Below are 16,867 nucleotides of genomic sequence, written 5' to 3' on the forward strand. Positions count from 1 at the left end.
CCCATTCCGAACACGGAAGTTAAGCCCACCCGCGTACCGGGAAGTACTGGAGTGAGCGATCCTCTGGGAACCGCGGTCCGCCGCCTACCCATTCATACTTCATTCGTTCGACGCCGAGATCCGTCTCTGCGTCACCCCTCGTTCGTCATCGCCGAGCCGAACGGCCGTCCATGGCTCGGGGCGCCGTAGCGTTCACGTGAGCCACATTACGAGCCGGGAGGTCCGTCGGGCCCGTGTGACGACCTCGTGACGAGCGAAACCGGCCGGCGCGGTCCGTTTCGGGCTCGAACCGCTCGGATCCGGTGTCGTCGCCGGTCCCTGGACGGTTCGCGGCCGTCAAGGATCTCAATATTGATTGTCTCACCAGTAAGTTTATGTAATTTCTATTTGAAGACAATACGTTCATGACCGTCCCGAAGACACACGAGGCCACCGTGACGGTTCGGGTCGATTCCGCCGGACCGCCATCCGTTCGGGACGGGGGAACGGGTCGACCCGTCGTCTCGATCCTGTTCGAAACGGACCTCGAGACGTGGAGACGCACGTGGAGCGAGCGGGCGGGGGAGCCGCCGCGGCGCGAGGCCGTCGTCGTCGCGAGCGATCACTCCCGTGGTGCGGCCGCGACGGCGACTACGCAAGTCCTTCCCGAACGGAAGGTCGCGTATACGGTTCTGGGATCGGACGCGGGTACCGATCGAGTTCTCGAGACGGTCTCCGGCATGCTCACGGAGTTCGACGGATCCGAGCCACGAGTGATACTCGACGATCTCGCGTCGTTCGCGGTCACACGCGGGGCCGGTGACGCCGCCGACGCGGTCGAACGGATCGCGACGGAGACCGCCGCGGTCAACGGGTCCGTCACGATCGGGTGGTCGCTCTCTGCCGAGTCGGCGGCCGCAATGTCGACGGTTCTCGGCCGTGCCGACTCGATAGAGGGGGTCGACCCGGAACCGATGGCGGCGATCGGACGACTTCAACGCGAGGACCCGACCACGTTCGGGTACACGCGACGGTATTGGCCCGAAGCGCAGCGCGGAATCGAGTGCTGCTCTCGGAACTACCCGCAGTCGAAGCAGGTACACGCCGTCCTTTCGAACCCCGAGACGACGCCGCGGACGCTCGGTGCGACGCTATCCGGGCTCGTCTCGTTGGAGGTTCTCGATACCTGGACGGACACGGTCGGATCGACCCGATACGACCTCACGGCGTACGATCCGTCCCGGATGGCGGCGATCGGTGCCGCGTTCGCGACGACATGTGACGACGGTTCGGAGCACGCTCTCGAGGAGTGACGCCGGCGACGATCACGCCCGATCGTCGCCTCGACCTCCGGGAACCGTCAGGTCGTGGTCGACGACCGTTCCGTCGGGATCGAGCGTGACCGTTCCGAGCCGCACCGTGTCCCTGGTGTCGAACTCGGTGGCGATCGTCTCGAGGACCGACCGTCTGTCGAGCCGCTCCCAGACGACCTCCGCCACGAGCGATTGGAACGCCTCCGGATCGGTCCATCCCGAGGCGATGTCCGTCGGTACGTGGACGAGGAATCGCAGTTCCTCCTCGGTGACGCGTACGCCGACCCCGAAGGTGTCCGAACACATGTCGTTCCGTTCGGTTCCGGGACTCAAACCTCCGTCGACCTCCCGAAAACGGTAACCGGGCTCGCCGGAAAGCGGTCGTGTGGATTCGAGCAGGAACGTTCCACGCGTGTCGCCGCAGGCGGGGCTCGTTACCGCGGTCCTCGCGGTGAGTACGGGGGCGATCCTCGTCCGGTGGAGCGACGCGCCGAGCTCCGTCGCCGCCTTCTACCGCGTGCTCTTCACCACGCTGCCGCTGCTTCCGGTCGCCGCGTGGCGGTATCGCGAGCAGTTCGCCCGGATCGACCGGCGTGACCTCGGATTCGCGGCGCTGTCGGGGATCGCGCTGGCGGTACACTTCGCCTCGTGGTTCGAGAGCCTCGAGTGGACGAGCGTCGCCGCGAGCGTCACGCTCGTCCAGGCACAGCCGGTGTTCGTCGCGCTCGGTGCGTGGCTCCTGCTCCGCGAGCGAGTGACCCGGCGGATCGCCGTCGGGATCGCGATCGCGGTCGCCGGGATCGTGGCCATGTCGCTCGGGGACTTCCTCGGCGGGGTGCTCGTCGGGCCGGCACCGCTTTACGGCAACGCGCTGGCGCTCTTCGGGGCCGTGACCGCCGCCGGCTACGTCCTCGCCGGCCGGTCGCTGCGACAGCGACTCGCGTTGGTCCCGTACGTGGTCGTCGTCTACGGGGTCTGTACGGTGTCGTTGCTCGTGCTCGTGCTCCTGCAGGGACATCCGCTCTCCGGATACCCTCCGCGTGAATGGGCGGTCTTTCTCGGCTTGGCGATCGGGCCGGGCCTGTTCGGACACACCGTCATCAACTGGGTTCTCGGGTACCTCGAGTCGAGCGTCGTCTCGGTGTCGCTGCTCGGCGAACCGGTCGGGGCGACGATCCTCGCGTTGGTGCTTCTGGGGGAGGCGCCGACCCGCTTCACGGTCGTCGGCGGCGTGGTCGTCCTCTCGGGGATCTACCTCACGATGACGGGGTCACGGTGATCCGGTTATCGAGCGGTTCCTCGTAGTCTCTGGCCCACGGCCCCTATCCCATGATCACGGCTCCTACCCCACGATCACGGTCCCGATCACTCCTGCCGGTCACTCCGCCTCGAAGCGCTCGGCGGTTCGACGGTGTCGGTCCCGAAACATCCCCTCGAAGCCGACCTTCGCGAACGTCCCCGCGGCGTCGCCGAGCGCGCCGAACGGGAGCCGATACTCGACGGTGTCGACGAGGACCGTTTCGTCCCCGTCGGCGTAGAACGCGTGGGTGTGCTCCCAGGTCCGGAACGGGCCGTCGACCATGTCGTCGACGAAGTACGCGCTTCCCTCCGCGGGTGCGTTTCCGTCGGGCTCGCGTTCCACGATCCGCGAGATCCACCGTTGGCGAGGGACGACGCCGAACGGCCGGATCGACATCCGGATCCGTGATCCCGTGGTCAACACGTCGGGGTCGCGCTCGCCGTCCGGTCCCTCGACCGCTTCGATCCGCATGTTCATCCACTCGGGCGTCAACTCGAGGAGTCCGTCGACCGTCGAGTGGAACGCCCATACACGATCGATGGGGGCGGCTATCCGGGTTCTCCGACGGTACGTCGCCATACCGAAGCTTCGGCGTCGACGGGGAAAAGTCCCCTCGCCGTCGTAGCCGGCCGTCCGGGTATCCGGGCGTCCGTGTGTTCGGGCGTCGGAGCGTGGACGTTCGGTCCTCCGAGTCGCTGACGACGTGGGTACCGAAACCCGGATACGCTCGCGTCGCCTCCACGGATCCGATGGAACGAGGAGCGATCGACGTCGCCGACCTCTCGGGTCCATTCGATCTCCAAGCGACCGTCGAGAGCGGACAGAGCTACCTGTGGAACCGCGCCGACGGTCGGACCTACGAGGAACTCCACGCACACGGCGGTGACGAGTGGTACGAGACCGTCGTCGCCCCGATCCCGGGCGTCTCCGACGACCGGGTTCCCCTGCGGGTTCGACAGGTCGGCGGCGTTCGTGACGGGACGATCGAGTGGGAGGCGTCGACGGACGCGGTGCCGCTTCTCACCCACCTGCTCCGGCTCGACGACGACCTCGACGCGATCCGCGGCTCGATGCCGAACCTTTCCCTGTTGGAGAGGGCTTACGACCGGTACGAGGGCATGCGTCTGGTTCGGGATCCGGCCTTCCCCTGTCTCGTCTCGTTCATCTGCTCGGCACAGATGCGCGTCGCCCGGATCCACGGGATGCAGCGCAGGCTCAGGGAGAGCTACGGGGACGTGATCGAACTCGACGGGGAGACGTATCACGCGTTCCCGACGCCGGCACAACTCGCGGATCGGAACGAGTCAGAGCTTCGGGACCTCTCGCTCGGGTACCGAGCGCCCTACGTCCGACGGACCGCGGAGATGGTCGCCTCCGGGGAGGCGGACCCCCGGGAGGCGGCCGATGTCCCGTACGAGGAGGCGCGGAAGTCGCTGACGCGTTTCGTCGGGGTCGGCGACAAGGTCGCGGACTGCGTCGCGCTGTTCTCGCTGGGCTTTCTCGAGGCGGTCCCGCTCGACACGTGGATCAACACGACCATCGAGGAGTACTATCCCGACTGTGACCGGGGATCGTACGCGGAGACGTCCCGTGCCGTTCGCGACCGGTTCGGCGGAGAGTACGCCGGATACGCCCAGACGTACGTCTTTTATCACCTCCGCGCCGGCGGGGAGTGACCCCGGCCGAAGCTTCATACTCGTTCGCACGGTACGTCTTCACGTGATGGACTGTCGAGTCGTCGTGGAGGCCGCCGTTCCCGTTTACGACGTGGAGACTACCGACGAGGCGGTCCGGATCGCGATCTCGAAGACGGGCGAGATGTTGAATCCCGACCTCAACTACGTGGAGATCGAGATGGGGAGCCGTACCTCGCCGACGGGAGAGGAGCTCCCGCCGGCGTTCGTCGCCGCCGACGAGGCGCTCGTCGCGCTCGAGCTCCGGATGGACGTGTTCAACGTCGAGCGCGCCGAACACGCGAGGCGGATCGCTCGAAAGGAGATCGGACAGCGGCTCCGGAAGGTCCCGCTCAAGGTCCTCTCGGTCGAGGAGATGGATGCGGAGGAGATGGACGCGGAGGAGGCGAACGACGAAGGCGTGGACGAAGAGGAGACGGGATCGTCCCCGACGACCGACGAGGACGACTGACGGACCCCGATCGCCGGACGTGGTGGCCACTCGGGGCGTAACGAACGGCGGTAGGCTACTCGACGAGTCTCAGTCCGCGGTCGGGGCCAGCGGCTCCGACTCTGCCTCCTCCATCGTCTCCGTGATCCCTTCGGTCAGTTTGAAAACAGCCGCCTTGTGGTCCGTCTTCGATTTGTGTATCGATGTCGGCTTGACGCCGAGTTCTTCATACGCGTCGAGGTCGAGGTCGTCGTCCCAGAACTCGCACTGTTTTCGTACCTCGGCCAGGAGGCCGTGAAGGTGGATGAGCTCCTGTTTCTTCATGAGTAACCGTCCTTTGCTACCGGAGGCTTATATTACTATCCTGAGTCTAGTTACCACACCGCCCGTCTATATAGGCCTCCTAACCTCGAACGTCACTGGAACTGTCGAACGGCCTGGAGGTCCCGTTCGGTTCGCATGAACTCCGTGAGTCGTCGAGTCGCGTGACAACTGGAGCAGCTGAAGTTCGTGCGCAGCCCGGGCAACTGGGCCGGGTTTTCCTGCCACTCCTTGGCACACTCCGGACACACCAGCCTGACGAACGCTTCGACCATGTGACCACGTACACCCCGTCGGATTAAAAACGTACGTGACGCGGTCACGTTTCACACGGAAATCCCAGCTGACGGGACGTTTGTTCGCCGGGGCGGTCCTCTTCGCCCGTCGTCCGCCCCGATCGCTCCCGATCGCTCCCGATCGCTACGCGGTCAGGTGGTCGCTGGCCTCGAGCAGCTCCTTGTATCGGTTCCGGATGGTGACCTCGGAGATGTCGGCGACCTCGCTCACCTGGCTCTGGGTCACCTTTCGGTTCGACAGGAGGGCGGCGGCGTAGACGGCCGACGCTGCGAGCCCGACCGGCGACTTGCCGCTCGTGATCCCCTCGTCCTTCGCGCTCTTCAGGAGCTCCCGCGCGAGCCGCTCGACCTCATCGGGGAGGTCGAGCCGCGAGACGAAGCGTGGCACGTAGCTCTCGGGGTCGGCCGGCTGTACCTCCAGCCCGAGCTCGCGGACGACGTAGCGGTACGTCCGCGTGAGTTCCATCTTGTCGACGCGCGAGACCGCGGTGAACTCGTCGAGGCTCCGCGGGTTGCCCACCTGTCGGGCGGCCGCGTACAGCGCCGCGGTCGCGACGCCCTCGATGGATCGCCCGGGGAGGAGGTTCTCGCTCAGCGCGCGGCGGTAGATGACGGAGGCGGTCTCGCGGACGTTGTCCGGGAGCCCGAGCGCCGAGGCCATCCGGTCGATCTCGCCGAGCGCCTGCTTGAGGTTCCGCTCCTTCGAGTTCCGGGTGCGGAACCGCTCGTTCCAGGTGCGGAGCCGCTGCATCTGCTGACGCTGTCGACTCGAAAGCGACTTCCCGTATCCGTCGCGGTCCTGCCAGCCGATGTTGGTCGACAGGCCCTTGTCGTGCATCATGTTCGTCGTGGGTGCGCCCACCCGGGACTTGCTGTCCCGCTCCGCCGAGTCGAACGCGCGCCATTCCGGCCCGCGATCCACCGAATCCTCCTCGACGACGAGTCCACAGTCCTCACACACCGTCTCGCCGTGCTCGGTGTCAGTCACGAGACGGCCCGTACACTCCGGACAGCTCGTCACTCGACTGTTCTCCGATTCCTCGGTCTCCTCGCCGGTTCGCTCTGAAGCTCCGGCTCGATCGACCGCCTCGTCCCGCTCGTAGCTTCGAATTCGTGTCTCTGTCATGGGGTGTTCTCCGATCGAACTCCCGACGAAAATGCGAGGGCCGGGTGTGCCCGATTCGTTAACTAACAGTAAGTGACTAGAATATATAAACTTATCGCTACTAGAGCCATCGATGAATCCGATAGATCGTGAGGAAACGGCCGTTTGAGGCCGTTTATCCGAACCGACTATCGTCCGCGAACCAACCGTGTCATTCGGTATCGTGCGTTCCGAAGTATAAAAAGAGAGTAGTCGAGGCGACTCGCGTCTCGAGCGTTCCCAGCCGGGGTTACTGACGGCGTGCCACGAGAGCGGCCGCGAGCAACGCGACGATCGCGAGGACGACGCCGAATCCGGGCGTATCGTCGTCCGTCGTTCCGTCGTCGTTCATCTCCCCGTCGTCGTTCATCTCTCCGACATCCATGCCGTCGTCACCGTCCGTGTTCTCGTCTTCCATGCCGTCGTCGCTCATCGCTTCGTCTTCCATGCCGTCGTCACCGTCCACGTCCGATCCGTCCGTTCCGTCGTCGCTCGCGACCGTCAACTCGGCCGGCGACATCACCGGCGATCCGGCGGCCACGTAGGGCACGTCCTCCCCGCCTTCGGTGGCCGGGAAGTCGTACGTCTCGTTCCCGTTCGTGTCCCGATGAGCCATGGCGAGGACGGTGTCGTCCTCGGTCAACGGGTCGTCCAGCGCGATCTCGACCTCGGCGTGCGTGCCGGGTTCGAGGTAGTCGCTCGTGCCGCGGATGCTCTCGAGGACCGCTCCGTCCGCGAGCGAGGAATCGTGAACCGTCACGAACCCGCCGTCGTGAAGCGTCACGTCCTCGACGACGACCGTCTCGCCGTCGGTCTCCTGGTCGGCCGTCTCCACGGACGCGGTGACCCGTGCCGTCGCACCGGTCATAACGATCTCCCCGTCGCCGTCGACGTAGGGGCCGTCGTCCGTCCCCTCGGTCTCGACGAAGTCGTACGTCATGTCGTCGTCCAAGTCCGTGTGCGGCATCGCCAACAGCTGATGCGTGTCACGGATCGGCTCGTCGAGTTCGACGAGGACGTCCTCGTGGACGCCCGGTTCGAGGTAGTCGCTCGTTCCGCGGACGGAATCGAAGACCGCGCCGCCGGCGAGCGAGGCGTCGTGGATCGTCACGAACCCACCCTCGCTCACGTCGACCCGATCGACGGTGACCGTCGTTCCGTCGGTGGACTGTCCGTCGAAGGCGACGCTCGCGGAGACGGTCACCGCCCCGTCGTCCATCACGATATCGCCGGAGTCGGTCGTGTACGGGCCGTCCTCCTCGCCCCCGGTGGCGGGGAAGTCGTACGTCCCGTTCGCGTTCGTGTCCCGGTGAGCCATCGCGAACAGCGAGTCGTCATCGCTCAGCGGATCGTCGAGTTCGACGACGACGTTCCGGTGGATTCCCGGTTCGAGGTAGTCGCTCGTGCCGCGGATGCTCTCGAAGACCGCCCCGTCACCGATCGAGGAGTCGTGCATCGTCACGAACCCGCCGTCGGGGAGGTACACCTCGTCGACGACGACCGTGTTCCCGCCGCTCGCCTGCGCGGAGAACGCCGCGCGGGCCTCGTCGTCGAGTTCGGCGTCGGATCCGTCCATCACGATCTCGTCGCCGCCGTCGACGTAGGGACCGTCCTCCTCACCCTCGGTGGCGGGGAAATCGTACGTCTCGTCGTCATCCGTGTCCCGGTGAGCCATCGCGAAAAGCGAGTCGTCGTTCTCCAGCTCGTCGTCGAGCCGGACGCGAACGTCCTCGTGAACGCCGGCCTCCAGGTAGTCGCTCGTGCCGCGGATGCTCTCGAGGACCGCTCCGTCCGCGAGCGAGGAGTCGTGGATCGTCACGAACCCTCCCTCGCTCAGTTCGACGCGGTCGACCACGACCGAGCTACCCTCGGTGGGCTGGTCGGTCGCCTCGACGGTCGCCGACGCGGTCACCGCCGCGTTCTCCATCACGATCTCGCCGTCGACCGTGTAGGGTCCGTCGGCCTCGCCGTTCGAGGAGACGAACGTGTACGCGCGGTCGCCGTCGGTGTCCCGATGGGCCATCGCGTGGAACGTCCCCGTGTCGATCTCGTCGGTGAGTTCGACGGTCACGTTCTCGTGTGTCCCGGCCTCGAGGTACGCGCTCGTGCCGACGACGCTCCCGAGCACGTCCCCGTTCGCGAGCGACGCGTCGTGGATCGTCACGAACCCGCCGTCGGGAACGTGAACTTCGTCGACGACGACCGTGGACCCGCCGGACGTTCCGCCGGAGAAACTCACGCTCGCCGCTTGGTCGGTGTTCTGTGCCGTGACCGCTCCCGCCGCGCCGGCGACTGCCGACACGACAAGCACGACCACCATCGCCGATGTGAATGCGCTGTTGCGCATGGAAGAGTCGACCGAGAGGGCGTAAAAAGCGGTTTGCCGAACTGCGGCCACCTTCCCACCCAAATCCGTTCCGAAATCGAACCGGATCGGTCGTGGAGACGGAGATTCATTCGTTACGGATGAGACGACTCTCGAACCGTACTTGGTGACCGAGTCCGTGCGGAACGGAGGAGGATGTTCGTGAAAACCGTCGTCCTCAGTCCCACGTAACCCACACGAGAAACAGCAGTCCGACCGTCTGGAGCACGTGGAGCCCCATCATGGCCCGCCAGGCGACCGGGGGGACCGCCTCGCTCGCGAACCACGCCGACAGCATCGGGTCGACCAGGTAGATGTAGAGCGCGAGCGCGTTCTCCCCGAGCAGAAACCCGCCGAACATCACCAGTCCGAGGGTGTGTTTCGACCGGAACTGTAGGTAGTTCCGTCCCCACACCCAGACGAGCGCGAGGAGCAGGGCCACGTTCAGCCCCGCGGAGAACCGTGCCACGTCGAACCAGAAACTCATCGTACACCTGCTATCGGGTGTGGGGGTATAACCGCTTTCCCAAATTCGTTCCGAATTTCGTGCCGATCCGGCGACTGCGGCCTCCGTTCACGTGTCATCCGTTTGCTCCATGATCGTTTCTATCGTCTCCCAGTGCTGGCGTGCTCGCGGCGTCGGCAGGTAGATCGCGCCGTAGTCGTCGCCGCTGCTCTCGACGACGCCGTTGTCCATCAGGACGTCGAGGTGGTGTCGCACCGTCTTGTAGTCCAACTCGAGGTCCTCGGCCAGCTGGTTCGCGTTCCGCGGGCGCTCGTCGATCGCCCGCAACAGCCGGACGCGGTTCGCGCCGCCCCGCGTTCCGGTCAACACGTACCAGAGTGCCGCTTCCATCGTATTCGAATCGCGGGGACGGCACCTAACTCCACCGCTCCGCGCCGTCCGGGCTCGCCGATATAGCTCCGAGGTCCCGATCCCGGTTGCTGGCTCCGACGGTCCCGATCCCGGCTACCGGTTCCGGCTCACCGGGAACGCGACCCGGTCGGGGTTGTCGTTGAACCGACCGAGTATCCGATCGTACAGCTCGTTTTTCACTCGCTGGCCGCGTCGCGGGTGCGTGAGGTATCGGAGGCGGAGTTCGACCCACGACTCCTCCTGTTTCAGATTGACCGTCGGCCCGTCGTTGACCTCCAGCTCGACCGGCGTCTCGGAGAGCGCGTCCCGGTAGGCGGCGATCCCCGCACGCATCTCCTCGCCCAGCAGGTCCGCGGCCTCCTCGCGCATCACCTCGCGTGCGAACGCCAGGTCCGTCTCGTAGGCGACCTGGATCCCGACCTCGTTCCACACGTACGGCGACCCGCCCCCGCCGAAGTTGACGACGTTCGAGGAGAGCACGACGCTGTTGGGGACGGTCACGACCCGCCCCGACGGCTGGTTCGTGCTGACGAGTTCCCCGTTTATCTCCCACAGCGTCGTCACGAGGAACTCCACCTCGATCACGTCGCCTTTCGCGTCGCCGATGCGGACCCGGTCGCCGACGCCGTACGGCTGTTTGACGGTGATGTACACCCACGCGATGAGCGAGAGGAGCGGCTGTTGGAGCGCGAACGTGATCGCGAACCCGATGACTCCGAGCGAGAAGAGCAGCCCGAGCCAGTTGTCGGTCAACACCGCGAGCGTCCCGACGGTGCCGACGAACCCGAACGCCAACCGCAGGAGGTTCCGCGTGTTGTACGCGCGCCGCTTGTTCGCGGATCGCATGAGCACGTCCGCGAGCAACCGATAGGTGCCGAAGAGCAGCGCGAACAGCGCGAACACGAACGCCAGCCGCTCGACGACGAGGTTCGCCGGGTAGTCGCCGACCGCGGGCCATCCGGCGAGCGGCTCGGCGGTGGCCACGAACACGCCGGCGGCGGCGGAGACGAGCCCGAGGAGCACGGAGCCGAGCGGGATCGATCGTCTCACGACGGGTGGTCGGCGGGCGGCGGCAAAACCGTTGCGACCGGTCGTTCGGTCCCGCTCCCGATCGCACGCCGACGGTCGTCCCTCCGGGCCGCTGCCGACGGCCGTCCTCTCGTCAGTCGTCGCCGCCAGCGGTCAGCGCGACCGCGCCCGCGAGGACCTCCGTCGCGGCCGCACAGTCCGCCCAGTCGGTCCACTCGCGCGGGTTGTGCGAGATCCCGTCCCGGGAGGGCGCGAACAGCAGCGAGGCGTCGGTGACGCGCGCGACCCGCATCGCGTCGTGGGCGGCTCCCGAGTGGAGGTCGATCGCGGACCGACCCGCGGCGTCGGCCGACTCGTGAGCGATCTCCCGGAGCCGGTCGCTCATCGGCTCCGGCTGGACGACCGACGGCCGGGCGAAGTCGGTCTCCACCCCCCGCTCACGCTCCAGTCGGGCGAGCGACTCGCGGGCCGCCTCCGCGATCGTGTCCATCGACTCCGATTTCACGTCGCGGACGTCCACGCTCGCCTCGACGCGGCCCGGGACCACGTTTGACGCGTTCGGCGAGACCGAGAGGGAGCCGACGGTGCCGACCGCCGTCTCGGAGGACTCCGCGACCACGTCGTTGGCGGCGGCCTCGACGTCGAGAACGAACTCGCTCGCGGCCGCGAGCGCGTCGGTCCGCTCGTTCATCGCGGTCGCACCCGCGTGGTTGGCCTCCCCGAGGATCGTCGCATGGCAGTGGCTGATCCCCGTGATGGTCGTGACGATCCCGGCGTCGACGCCCTCGTCCTCGAGCGTGGTGTCCTGTTCGACGTGGAGCTCGTAGAAGGCGTCCCAGCCCGCCGGGTCGAGCGTCTCCGTTCCCTCGCCGCGGTAGCCGATCCGCGAGAGCGCCTCACCGACCGTCTCGCCGTCGTCGTTCTCGTAGGCGAGTCCCTCCTCGAGGTCCGTCTCGCCGGTCGCGACGCTCGATCCCAGCAGGCCGTTCCCGTAGGTCGCGCCCTCCTCCTCGGTGAAGCTGACGACGACGACCGGTCGCTCCGGCTCGACGCCGGCGTCCTGCATGGCACGCACGGACTCGAGGGCGGCGTAGACGCCGAGCGGGCCGTCGAAGATCCCGCCCTCCGGAACGCTGTCGAGGTGGCTCCCGCAGGCGACCGGCGCGGCGTCGGGGTCCGCGGAGTCGGGGACCCACTCGCCGGCGACGTTGCCGATCGCGTCGACGGTCACGTCCATCCCGGCGTCCTCGAGCCGCTCGACGAGCCGATCGCGTGCCTGGCGGTTCGCCTCGCTGCCGGTGCGGTTCGTTCGTCCGTGCGCCTCGGGGTCGTCGAGGTCGATCCGACCGAAGGCCGCGTTCCCCTCGATGTCCGCTCTGAGCCGGTCCGCGTCGACTGGGAGTTCCATACACCTACGGTTCTCTCCCGGGATAAAAACGGTTCGTCGCCGGGTCGTCACGGGGCGCGGTGTCGGAGGGAAAAGCACTTGTCGCCACGAACCGACCGCCGTCGTATGGTACCAGTCGTCCCGCTCCAGGGAGGGGTCATGGCGGTGTTCTCCCTCCTGTTCGCCCTCCTCATGTTCGCGGTCCACATCGCGATGATCGTCTGGACGTACAACGACGCCCAAAAGCGGAGCGAGCATCCGGCGTTCCTCTGGGCCATCGTGGTCTTCTTCGCGCCGCTTCTCGGCATCGTGCTCTACCTGATCCTCGGCCGCGACGGCGGGTACTGACCCGCCCGTCTCGGGTGGCCCGCTCGCCCGGCCGGCTTCGAACCACGGCGCGTGCCTCCGAGCGCCCGGTCGGGCGCTCGGAGCCCGCGCGAGGGAGGCCGAGAGGGCCCGCCGGCGGTTCCGGCGGGTCACCGAGGCCGAGGTTGGGGAGGTGTGAGGCGCGGTGCGGTCGCGGTCAATCGCGCCCGGAGGTTCGAGAACGCGCCGAACCTATCCGCTCTCCGACCGCGACTCGTACCGATCCATCGATCGGTCGCCCCTCGTCGACGGGAAATCGACGTCCGTCCCCGCGAGCGGATAGCTCCGGCGGAGACAGGAAACGACGGCCGACACGCCTCGAAACTCGGGAGATCGGTGTCACTGCGCGACCTCGATCCTCGCCCTCCCCAGCCTCGCCCTCCCCAACCTCACACCGGCCGCGCCGCTGAGCGGTTCCGGCGGCGCGGCCGGTGCTCCCTCGCGCGCGTTTCGCTCGGACTCCCGTCGGTCGTCCTCGCGGGTCGCGCGCGCCGACGGTTTAGGGCGGGAGAGACGGTCGGTCGTCTCAGGGAGAGGGAGACCGTCGGCCGTCTCCCGGCCCCAGGGTCAACGAACGTGGAACTCGCCGAGTTCGCGGAGGCGTCCGGCGAGGTCGTCGCTCAGCGCGTCGCGCTCGACGCGCCACTCCCAGTTGCCGTCGACGGTCCCCGGCTCGTTGAACCGCGCGTCGCTGCCGAGGCCGAGCAGGTCCTGGACGGTCGTCATCGCGAGGATCGCCTCCGAACTCCACACCTCCTCGATGATCGCCCACTCGATCGGGCGGTCGCCGCCGTAGCCGAGGTTGTAGCGGAGCGCGTCGCGCTCCTCGGGTGCCAGGTCCTCGTAGTAGCCGACCCACGTGTCGGTGTCGTGCGTGGAGGTGTAGCCGACGACGCGCTCGGGGTAGTGCATCGGCTGGTACGGGTTGCCCGCCTCGGTCCAGTTCGCGTACTGCGGCACCCGCATCCCGGGGAAGCCGAACTCGGCCATGAGGTCGTCCATCCGCGCGTCCTCGAACCCCAGGTCCTCCGCGATGAAGGGCGCCTCGCCGAACTCGCGTTCGACCGCCTCGAAGAGCGCCCGTCCCGGGCCGTCGTGCCACTCGCCCGCGGCCGGGTCGTCGGCGTCGGCGGGGATCGCCCAGTACCGAACGAACCCGAGGAAGTGGTCGAGCCGGGCGACGTCCGCCAGGTCGAACAGCCGGCGGAACCGGTCCATCCACCAGCCGTAGTCGTTCTCGGCGAGCCGCTCCCAGTCGTACACCGGGTTCCCCCAGCGTTGCCCGTCGTCGCCGGCGTTCGGCGGCACTCCCGCCACCGCGGCCGGGCGGTTGCCCTCGTCGAGCCGGAAGGCCTCCGGGTTCGCCCACACGTCCGCGGAGTCGAGCGCCACGTAGATCGGCACGTCGCCGACGATCTCGACGCCCGCCTCGGCGGCGACCTCGCGCAGCGCCGCCCACTGCCGGTCGAACGTCCACTGGACGAACGCGTGATACCGGACCTCCTCGGCGTGCTCCTCCCGTGCGGCAGCGAGCGCGTCCGGGTCGCGCGTGCGAAGCGGCTCCGGCCACTCGACCCAGGTGTCCTCCGGTCTGTCGGCCGAGATGGCGCGGAACAGCGCGTACTCCTCGACCCACGGTTCCCGGTCGCGGAAGGCGTCGAGCGTCCCGGCGGAACCCGACCCGTCCACGGACCGCGCGGATCCCGCGTCCGGTTCCGCCTCGAACCGCTCGAACGCGGTCTCCAAACGCGGATGCTTGTACTCCCGGACCGCGCCGTAGTCGACGCGGTCGTCGGGGAACTCGGGGATCGGTTCGAGGTCGTCCGGCTCGAGCCAGCCGTCCTCGACGAGGCCCTCCAGGTCGATCAGGAGGGGATTCCCGGCGAACGCCGAGGGCGACTGGTACGGCGACTCGCCGGCGGCCCCGATGGTCGGTCCGAGCGGACACACCTGCCAGTAGTCGACGCCGGCCTCCTCGAGAAACGAGAGGAACGCCGCCGCGCCGTCGCCGAGGTCGCCGATCCCGTGTGGTCCCGGCAGCGACGTGACGTGACAGAACACTCCGTCGGAGCGATCGAATCGCATGGCTACGCCTGCGACGGCCACCGACTCAAGCGTTACGTCCACGAATGGGGTCGTCACGCCTCGCCGTTACGCTCCGGCCGTCACGTCTCTACCGGGACGACCGCCACGTCGTCGACGCGGATCCGATCGGCTCCGTCGCCGTCGGTCGCCACGCACGGATCGCCCGTGACGACGTTCAACCGCCCGTGATCGGCGGCGACGTCGACGAGCGCCTCGCCGGGGGCGAAGTTGAGGACGACCACGAGCGCCTCCGACCCGCTCCCACGGCGGAACGCCACCACGTCGTCGGGGTGAACGTCGTCGCCGTCGGCGGCGATCTGTCTCTCGTCGTCGCGGTCGTCGACGACGCGGTAGTCGACCCGATCGAGGTCGCCCGCGGGTCCGAGCGCCGGGTGGGCGTCGTGGGCGGCCGACAGCCGCGCGTAGCGCTCGCGGACCTCCTCGCGGGCGTGCTCCCAGGCGATCGGGTCCCGGCGACCGCGCTGGCCGATCTCCTGGCCGGCGTACAGCATCGGCACGCCCGGAAGGGTGAACGTCGCCGCGGCGGCCGCGGCCGCGGCGTCCTCCCCACACTCCGTCCGGTAGCGCGTCTCGTCGTGGTTCTCGATGTACTGGAGGAAGCCGGCGTGGTCGGGGAAGCCGACCGCGGCCCGCTTCTCGACCGCGTCGAGCACGGACTCGGCCGGGGCCGCCCCGCGACCGACCTGGCGGAGCTGGAAGTACAGCGTCGCGTCGAAGTGGACGTCGAACATCCCCTCGTGGAACCGGGGGACGTACGGGATCGTCTCGTCGAGCAACAGGAACTCCGGATCGGTCCCCTTCACGCGGTCTCGGATCTCCCGCCAGAGCGAGTCCGGAACCGCCCACGCCATGTCACACCGGAAGCCGTCGACGAGCGGGGCCCACTCGTCGACCACGTCGAGGAGGTACCGTCGGACCGTCAGGTTCGCGTGGTCCAGGTTCGCGATCAGCTCCCAGTCGAAGTAGGTTCCCGGCTCGCCGGACTCCTGCCACTCGTAGCGGTCGTAGTACGGCGAGTCCGGGTTCCGGTAGGCGTCCCGGAACCACGGGTGATCGCGGGCGGTGTGGTTCAAGACGAGGTCGAAGAGCACCCGCATCCCGTTTCCGTGGGCGGTCTCGACCAGCCGCTCGTAGTCCTCTCGGTCGCCGAGGTCGGCAGCGATGGAGAGGAAGTCGGTGACGTTGTACCCGTGCGGCTTCCCGTCGTTCTCGAGGACGGGCGTGAGCCACAGCGTGTCGACGCCGAGGTCGGTCATCTCCGGGATCCGGTCGGCGATCGCGGCGAGCGTCTCACCCTCGTCTGCGTCGGCGAACGTCCGGACGTACACCTCGTAGACGCTCGCGTCCTCGGTCCACGCCGGCGGCTGGTTCGGCCGGGACGTCTCGAAGGCCTCGTTCGACGCCGGGTTACCGAAGGGATCGGTGCCGCCGGAGGGCTCGACTCGGTCGATCGAGACGGCGTCGGCGACGCTGACCCGAGCGTCCTCGCCGGGCTCGCGGGCGACGGCGACCGCGTGGACGCGGAGGCGATCGGGGACTGACCCGGTCGGCAGCCGGAGCGTCGCCCCCGTGTCCTCCTCGGTCACGGTCGCCGCGTCGCGCGGGTTCGTCCGTCCAGCCGCGACCGCCGCAGCGACGTCGCGGTCATCGATCACGAACCGCACGGCGAGCTCGTCGGCCGCGAGCGACGAGGCGGGGTTCGGCGTCGCGACCGCGCGCACGACGACCTCAGCCGTTCCCCTCGTCGGCCGCACCGTCCCTTCCGCGGCCTCCGTCGCCTCCGCGACTTCGGCGTCGAGGCGGATCCGCGGGGGGCCGCCGTCGTCCGCGAGCCGGCCGGCCGCGTAGTCGATCCCCGCACGGTCCGCGTCGCGGTCGCGGATCGCCTCGCCGCTGCCCCCGGCGACGTCGACTCCCTCGTAGGCCGCGGAGAACGCCAGCACGGTCAGAAGGTGGTCCCCGTCGGGGGCGTCGAGGCCGAGCCGATACCGCCCAGGCACGTCGGGTGTGAACTCGATCACTGGATCGGTGCCGACGGTCGAGTCGCTCGCGGGCGGCGCGTCCGCGATGCGCCACTCGTAGCTCCCGGCCGGATCCGGGTCCCGCGGCGCGAGCTGGACCGTCTCGCCGGTGGAGACGAACCGTGGGGGTCCGTGGTGATGCATGCTCGCTCATCGACGCCCGGGGTCTTCGGTGTTGCTCTCGACGCCAAACTGGCACGTCCCGTTCGGGGTCGAGACGCTCGCCGCCGGCGGCCGAC

At 68.1% G+C, this 16,867-nt stretch carries 17 protein-coding genes and 1 rRNA gene; 6 read left to right on the plus strand and 12 right to left on the minus strand.

Annotation, left to right across the window (positions count from 1 at the left end; translation table 11 throughout):
* Positions 1-89 (plus strand): 5S ribosomal RNA (gene rrf, locus EAO78_RS03815); the annotation flags it as partial.
* 315 nt (positions 90-404) lie between these two features.
* Entirely contained in the window at positions 405-1,292 is an 888-nt protein-coding gene (locus EAO78_RS03820) for a hypothetical protein (RefSeq protein ID WP_122104540.1), read from the plus strand.
* A gap of 12 nt (positions 1,293-1,304) precedes the next feature.
* Here the strand turns inward: EAO78_RS03820 and EAO78_RS03825 are convergent, their stop codons facing one another.
* Complete coding sequence (locus tag EAO78_RS03825) at positions 1,305-1,598, minus strand: hypothetical protein (protein WP_122104541.1); 294 nt, start codon at positions 1,596-1,598, stop codon at positions 1,305-1,307.
* 106 nt (positions 1,599-1,704) lie between these two features.
* On the opposite strand from EAO78_RS03825, the gene EAO78_RS03830 reads away from it, so the two are divergent.
* On the plus strand, positions 1,705-2,571 hold the full coding sequence (locus tag EAO78_RS03830) for a DMT family transporter (protein ID WP_238987612.1): 867 nt from the start codon (positions 1,705-1,707) through the stop codon (positions 2,569-2,571).
* Between the two features lie 99 nt (positions 2,572-2,670).
* Here the strand turns inward: EAO78_RS03830 and EAO78_RS03835 are convergent, their stop codons facing one another.
* Positions 2,671-3,171: an SRPBCC family protein gene (locus tag EAO78_RS03835; RefSeq protein WP_122104543.1), complete on the minus strand. Its 501-nt coding sequence runs from the start codon at positions 3,169-3,171 to the stop codon at positions 2,671-2,673.
* Between the two features lie 170 nt (positions 3,172-3,341).
* On the opposite strand from EAO78_RS03835, the gene EAO78_RS03840 reads away from it, so the two are divergent.
* Together EAO78_RS03840 and EAO78_RS03845 are read left to right on the plus strand one after the other, a co-directional pair.
* Entirely contained in the window at positions 3,342-4,268 is a 927-nt protein-coding gene (locus EAO78_RS03840; protein WP_122104818.1) for a DNA-3-methyladenine glycosylase family protein, read from the plus strand.
* 46 nt (positions 4,269-4,314) lie between these two features.
* On the plus strand, positions 4,315-4,737 hold the full coding sequence (locus EAO78_RS03845; protein ID WP_122104544.1) for a DUF555 domain-containing protein: 423 nt from the start codon (positions 4,315-4,317) through the stop codon (positions 4,735-4,737).
* Positions 4,738-4,806: 69 nt separating this feature from the next.
* On the opposite strand, the gene EAO78_RS03850 is transcribed toward EAO78_RS03845, so the two are convergent.
* The 8 genes from EAO78_RS03850 to EAO78_RS03885 form a co-directional block, all read right to left on the minus strand.
* Positions 4,807-5,040, minus strand: a complete 234-nt coding sequence (locus EAO78_RS03850; RefSeq protein WP_122104545.1) for a UPF0058 family protein — start codon at positions 5,038-5,040, stop codon at positions 4,807-4,809.
* A 92-nt stretch (positions 5,041-5,132) separates the two neighbouring features.
* Complete coding sequence (locus tag EAO78_RS03855) at positions 5,133-5,312, minus strand: DUF7836 family putative zinc-binding protein (RefSeq protein ID WP_122104546.1); 180 nt, start codon at positions 5,310-5,312, stop codon at positions 5,133-5,135.
* Between the two features lie 145 nt (positions 5,313-5,457).
* Positions 5,458-6,459: a transcription initiation factor IIB gene (locus EAO78_RS03860; RefSeq protein WP_122104547.1), complete on the minus strand. Its 1,002-nt coding sequence runs from the start codon at positions 6,457-6,459 to the stop codon at positions 5,458-5,460.
* Between the two features lie 268 nt (positions 6,460-6,727).
* Entirely contained in the window at positions 6,728-8,797 is a 2,070-nt protein-coding gene (locus EAO78_RS03865; protein ID WP_379749432.1) for a DUF7282 domain-containing protein, read from the minus strand.
* Positions 8,798-9,020: 223 nt separating this feature from the next.
* A complete protein-coding gene (locus tag EAO78_RS03870) occupies positions 9,021-9,329 on the minus strand; it encodes a hypothetical protein (protein ID WP_066416973.1) in 309 nt (102 codons plus the stop codon).
* A gap of 87 nt (positions 9,330-9,416) precedes the next feature.
* Positions 9,417-9,698, minus strand: coding sequence for a winged helix-turn-helix domain-containing protein (locus EAO78_RS03875; protein WP_122104549.1), 282 nt, complete (start codon positions 9,696-9,698; stop codon positions 9,417-9,419).
* Between the two features lie 114 nt (positions 9,699-9,812).
* Complete coding sequence (locus EAO78_RS03880; protein WP_122104550.1) at positions 9,813-10,769, minus strand: mechanosensitive ion channel family protein; 957 nt, start codon at positions 10,767-10,769, stop codon at positions 9,813-9,815.
* 112 nt (positions 10,770-10,881) lie between these two features.
* A complete protein-coding gene (locus tag EAO78_RS03885; protein ID WP_122104551.1) occupies positions 10,882-12,156 on the minus strand; it encodes a Zn-dependent hydrolase in 1,275 nt (424 codons plus the stop codon).
* Positions 12,157-12,261: 105 nt separating this feature from the next.
* Here EAO78_RS03885 and EAO78_RS03890 point away from each other — a divergent pair, with 105 nt between their 5' ends.
* The gene (locus EAO78_RS03890; RefSeq protein WP_122104552.1) at positions 12,262-12,483 is read left to right on the plus strand and encodes a PLDc N-terminal domain-containing protein; all 222 of its coding nucleotides are present in this window, start codon (positions 12,262-12,264) and stop codon (positions 12,481-12,483) included.
* A 585-nt stretch (positions 12,484-13,068) separates the two neighbouring features.
* On the opposite strand, the gene malQ is transcribed toward EAO78_RS03890, so the two are convergent.
* Complete coding sequence (gene malQ, locus EAO78_RS03895) at positions 13,069-14,586, minus strand: 4-alpha-glucanotransferase (protein WP_122104553.1); 1,518 nt, start codon at positions 14,584-14,586, stop codon at positions 13,069-13,071.
* A gap of 80 nt (positions 14,587-14,666) precedes the next feature.
* The gene (malA, locus tag EAO78_RS03900; RefSeq protein ID WP_122104554.1) at positions 14,667-16,772 is read right to left on the minus strand and encodes an alpha-amylase MalA; all 2,106 of its coding nucleotides are present in this window, start codon (positions 16,770-16,772) and stop codon (positions 14,667-14,669) included.
* Between the last annotated feature and the right edge of the window lie 95 nt (positions 16,773-16,867).

The sequence above is a fragment of the Halobellus captivus genome, assembly GCF_003697845.1.
In the GTDB taxonomy this organism is placed as follows: Archaea; Halobacteriota; Halobacteria; order Halobacteriales; family Haloferacaceae; genus Halorubrum; species Halorubrum glutamatedens.

What these genes read in the sequence shown, in the direction of transcription:
- malA (WP_122104554.1), bottom strand. Translation starts at nt 16,772, where the DNA reads ATGCATCACCACGGACCCCCACGGTTCGTCTCCACCGGCGAGACGGTC.
- EAO78_RS03855 (WP_122104546.1), bottom strand. Translation starts at nt 5,312, where the DNA reads ATGGTCGAAGCGTTCGTCAGGCTGGTGTGTCCGGAGTGTGCCAAGGAG.
- EAO78_RS03860 (WP_122104547.1), bottom strand. Translation starts at nt 6,459, where the DNA reads ATGACAGAGACACGAATTCGAAGCTACGAGCGGGACGAGGCGGTCGAT.
- EAO78_RS03825 (WP_122104541.1), bottom strand. Translation starts at nt 1,598, where the DNA reads ATGTGTTCGGACACCTTCGGGGTCGGCGTACGCGTCACCGAGGAGGAA.
- EAO78_RS03840 (WP_122104818.1), top strand. Translation starts at nt 3,342, where the DNA reads ATGGAACGAGGAGCGATCGACGTCGCCGACCTCTCGGGTCCATTCGAT.
- EAO78_RS03835 (WP_122104543.1), bottom strand. Translation starts at nt 3,171, where the DNA reads ATGGCGACGTACCGTCGGAGAACCCGGATAGCCGCCCCCATCGATCGT.
- EAO78_RS03875 (WP_122104549.1), bottom strand. Translation starts at nt 9,698, where the DNA reads ATGGAAGCGGCACTCTGGTACGTGTTGACCGGAACGCGGGGCGGCGCG.
- EAO78_RS03820 (WP_122104540.1), top strand. Translation starts at nt 405, where the DNA reads ATGACCGTCCCGAAGACACACGAGGCCACCGTGACGGTTCGGGTCGAT.
- EAO78_RS03890 (WP_122104552.1), top strand. Translation starts at nt 12,262, where the DNA reads ATGGTACCAGTCGTCCCGCTCCAGGGAGGGGTCATGGCGGTGTTCTCC.
- malQ (WP_122104553.1), bottom strand. Translation starts at nt 14,586, where the DNA reads ATGCGATTCGATCGCTCCGACGGAGTGTTCTGTCACGTCACGTCGCTG.
- EAO78_RS03865 (WP_379749432.1), bottom strand. Translation starts at nt 8,797, where the DNA reads ATGGTGGTCGTGCTTGTCGTGTCGGCAGTCGCCGGCGCGGCGGGAGCG.
- EAO78_RS03870 (WP_066416973.1), bottom strand. Translation starts at nt 9,329, where the DNA reads ATGAGTTTCTGGTTCGACGTGGCACGGTTCTCCGCGGGGCTGAACGTG.
- EAO78_RS03845 (WP_122104544.1), top strand. Translation starts at nt 4,315, where the DNA reads ATGGACTGTCGAGTCGTCGTGGAGGCCGCCGTTCCCGTTTACGACGTG.
- EAO78_RS03885 (WP_122104551.1), bottom strand. Translation starts at nt 12,156, where the DNA reads ATGGAACTCCCAGTCGACGCGGACCGGCTCAGAGCGGACATCGAGGGG.
- EAO78_RS03850 (WP_122104545.1), bottom strand. Translation starts at nt 5,040, where the DNA reads ATGAAGAAACAGGAGCTCATCCACCTTCACGGCCTCCTGGCCGAGGTA.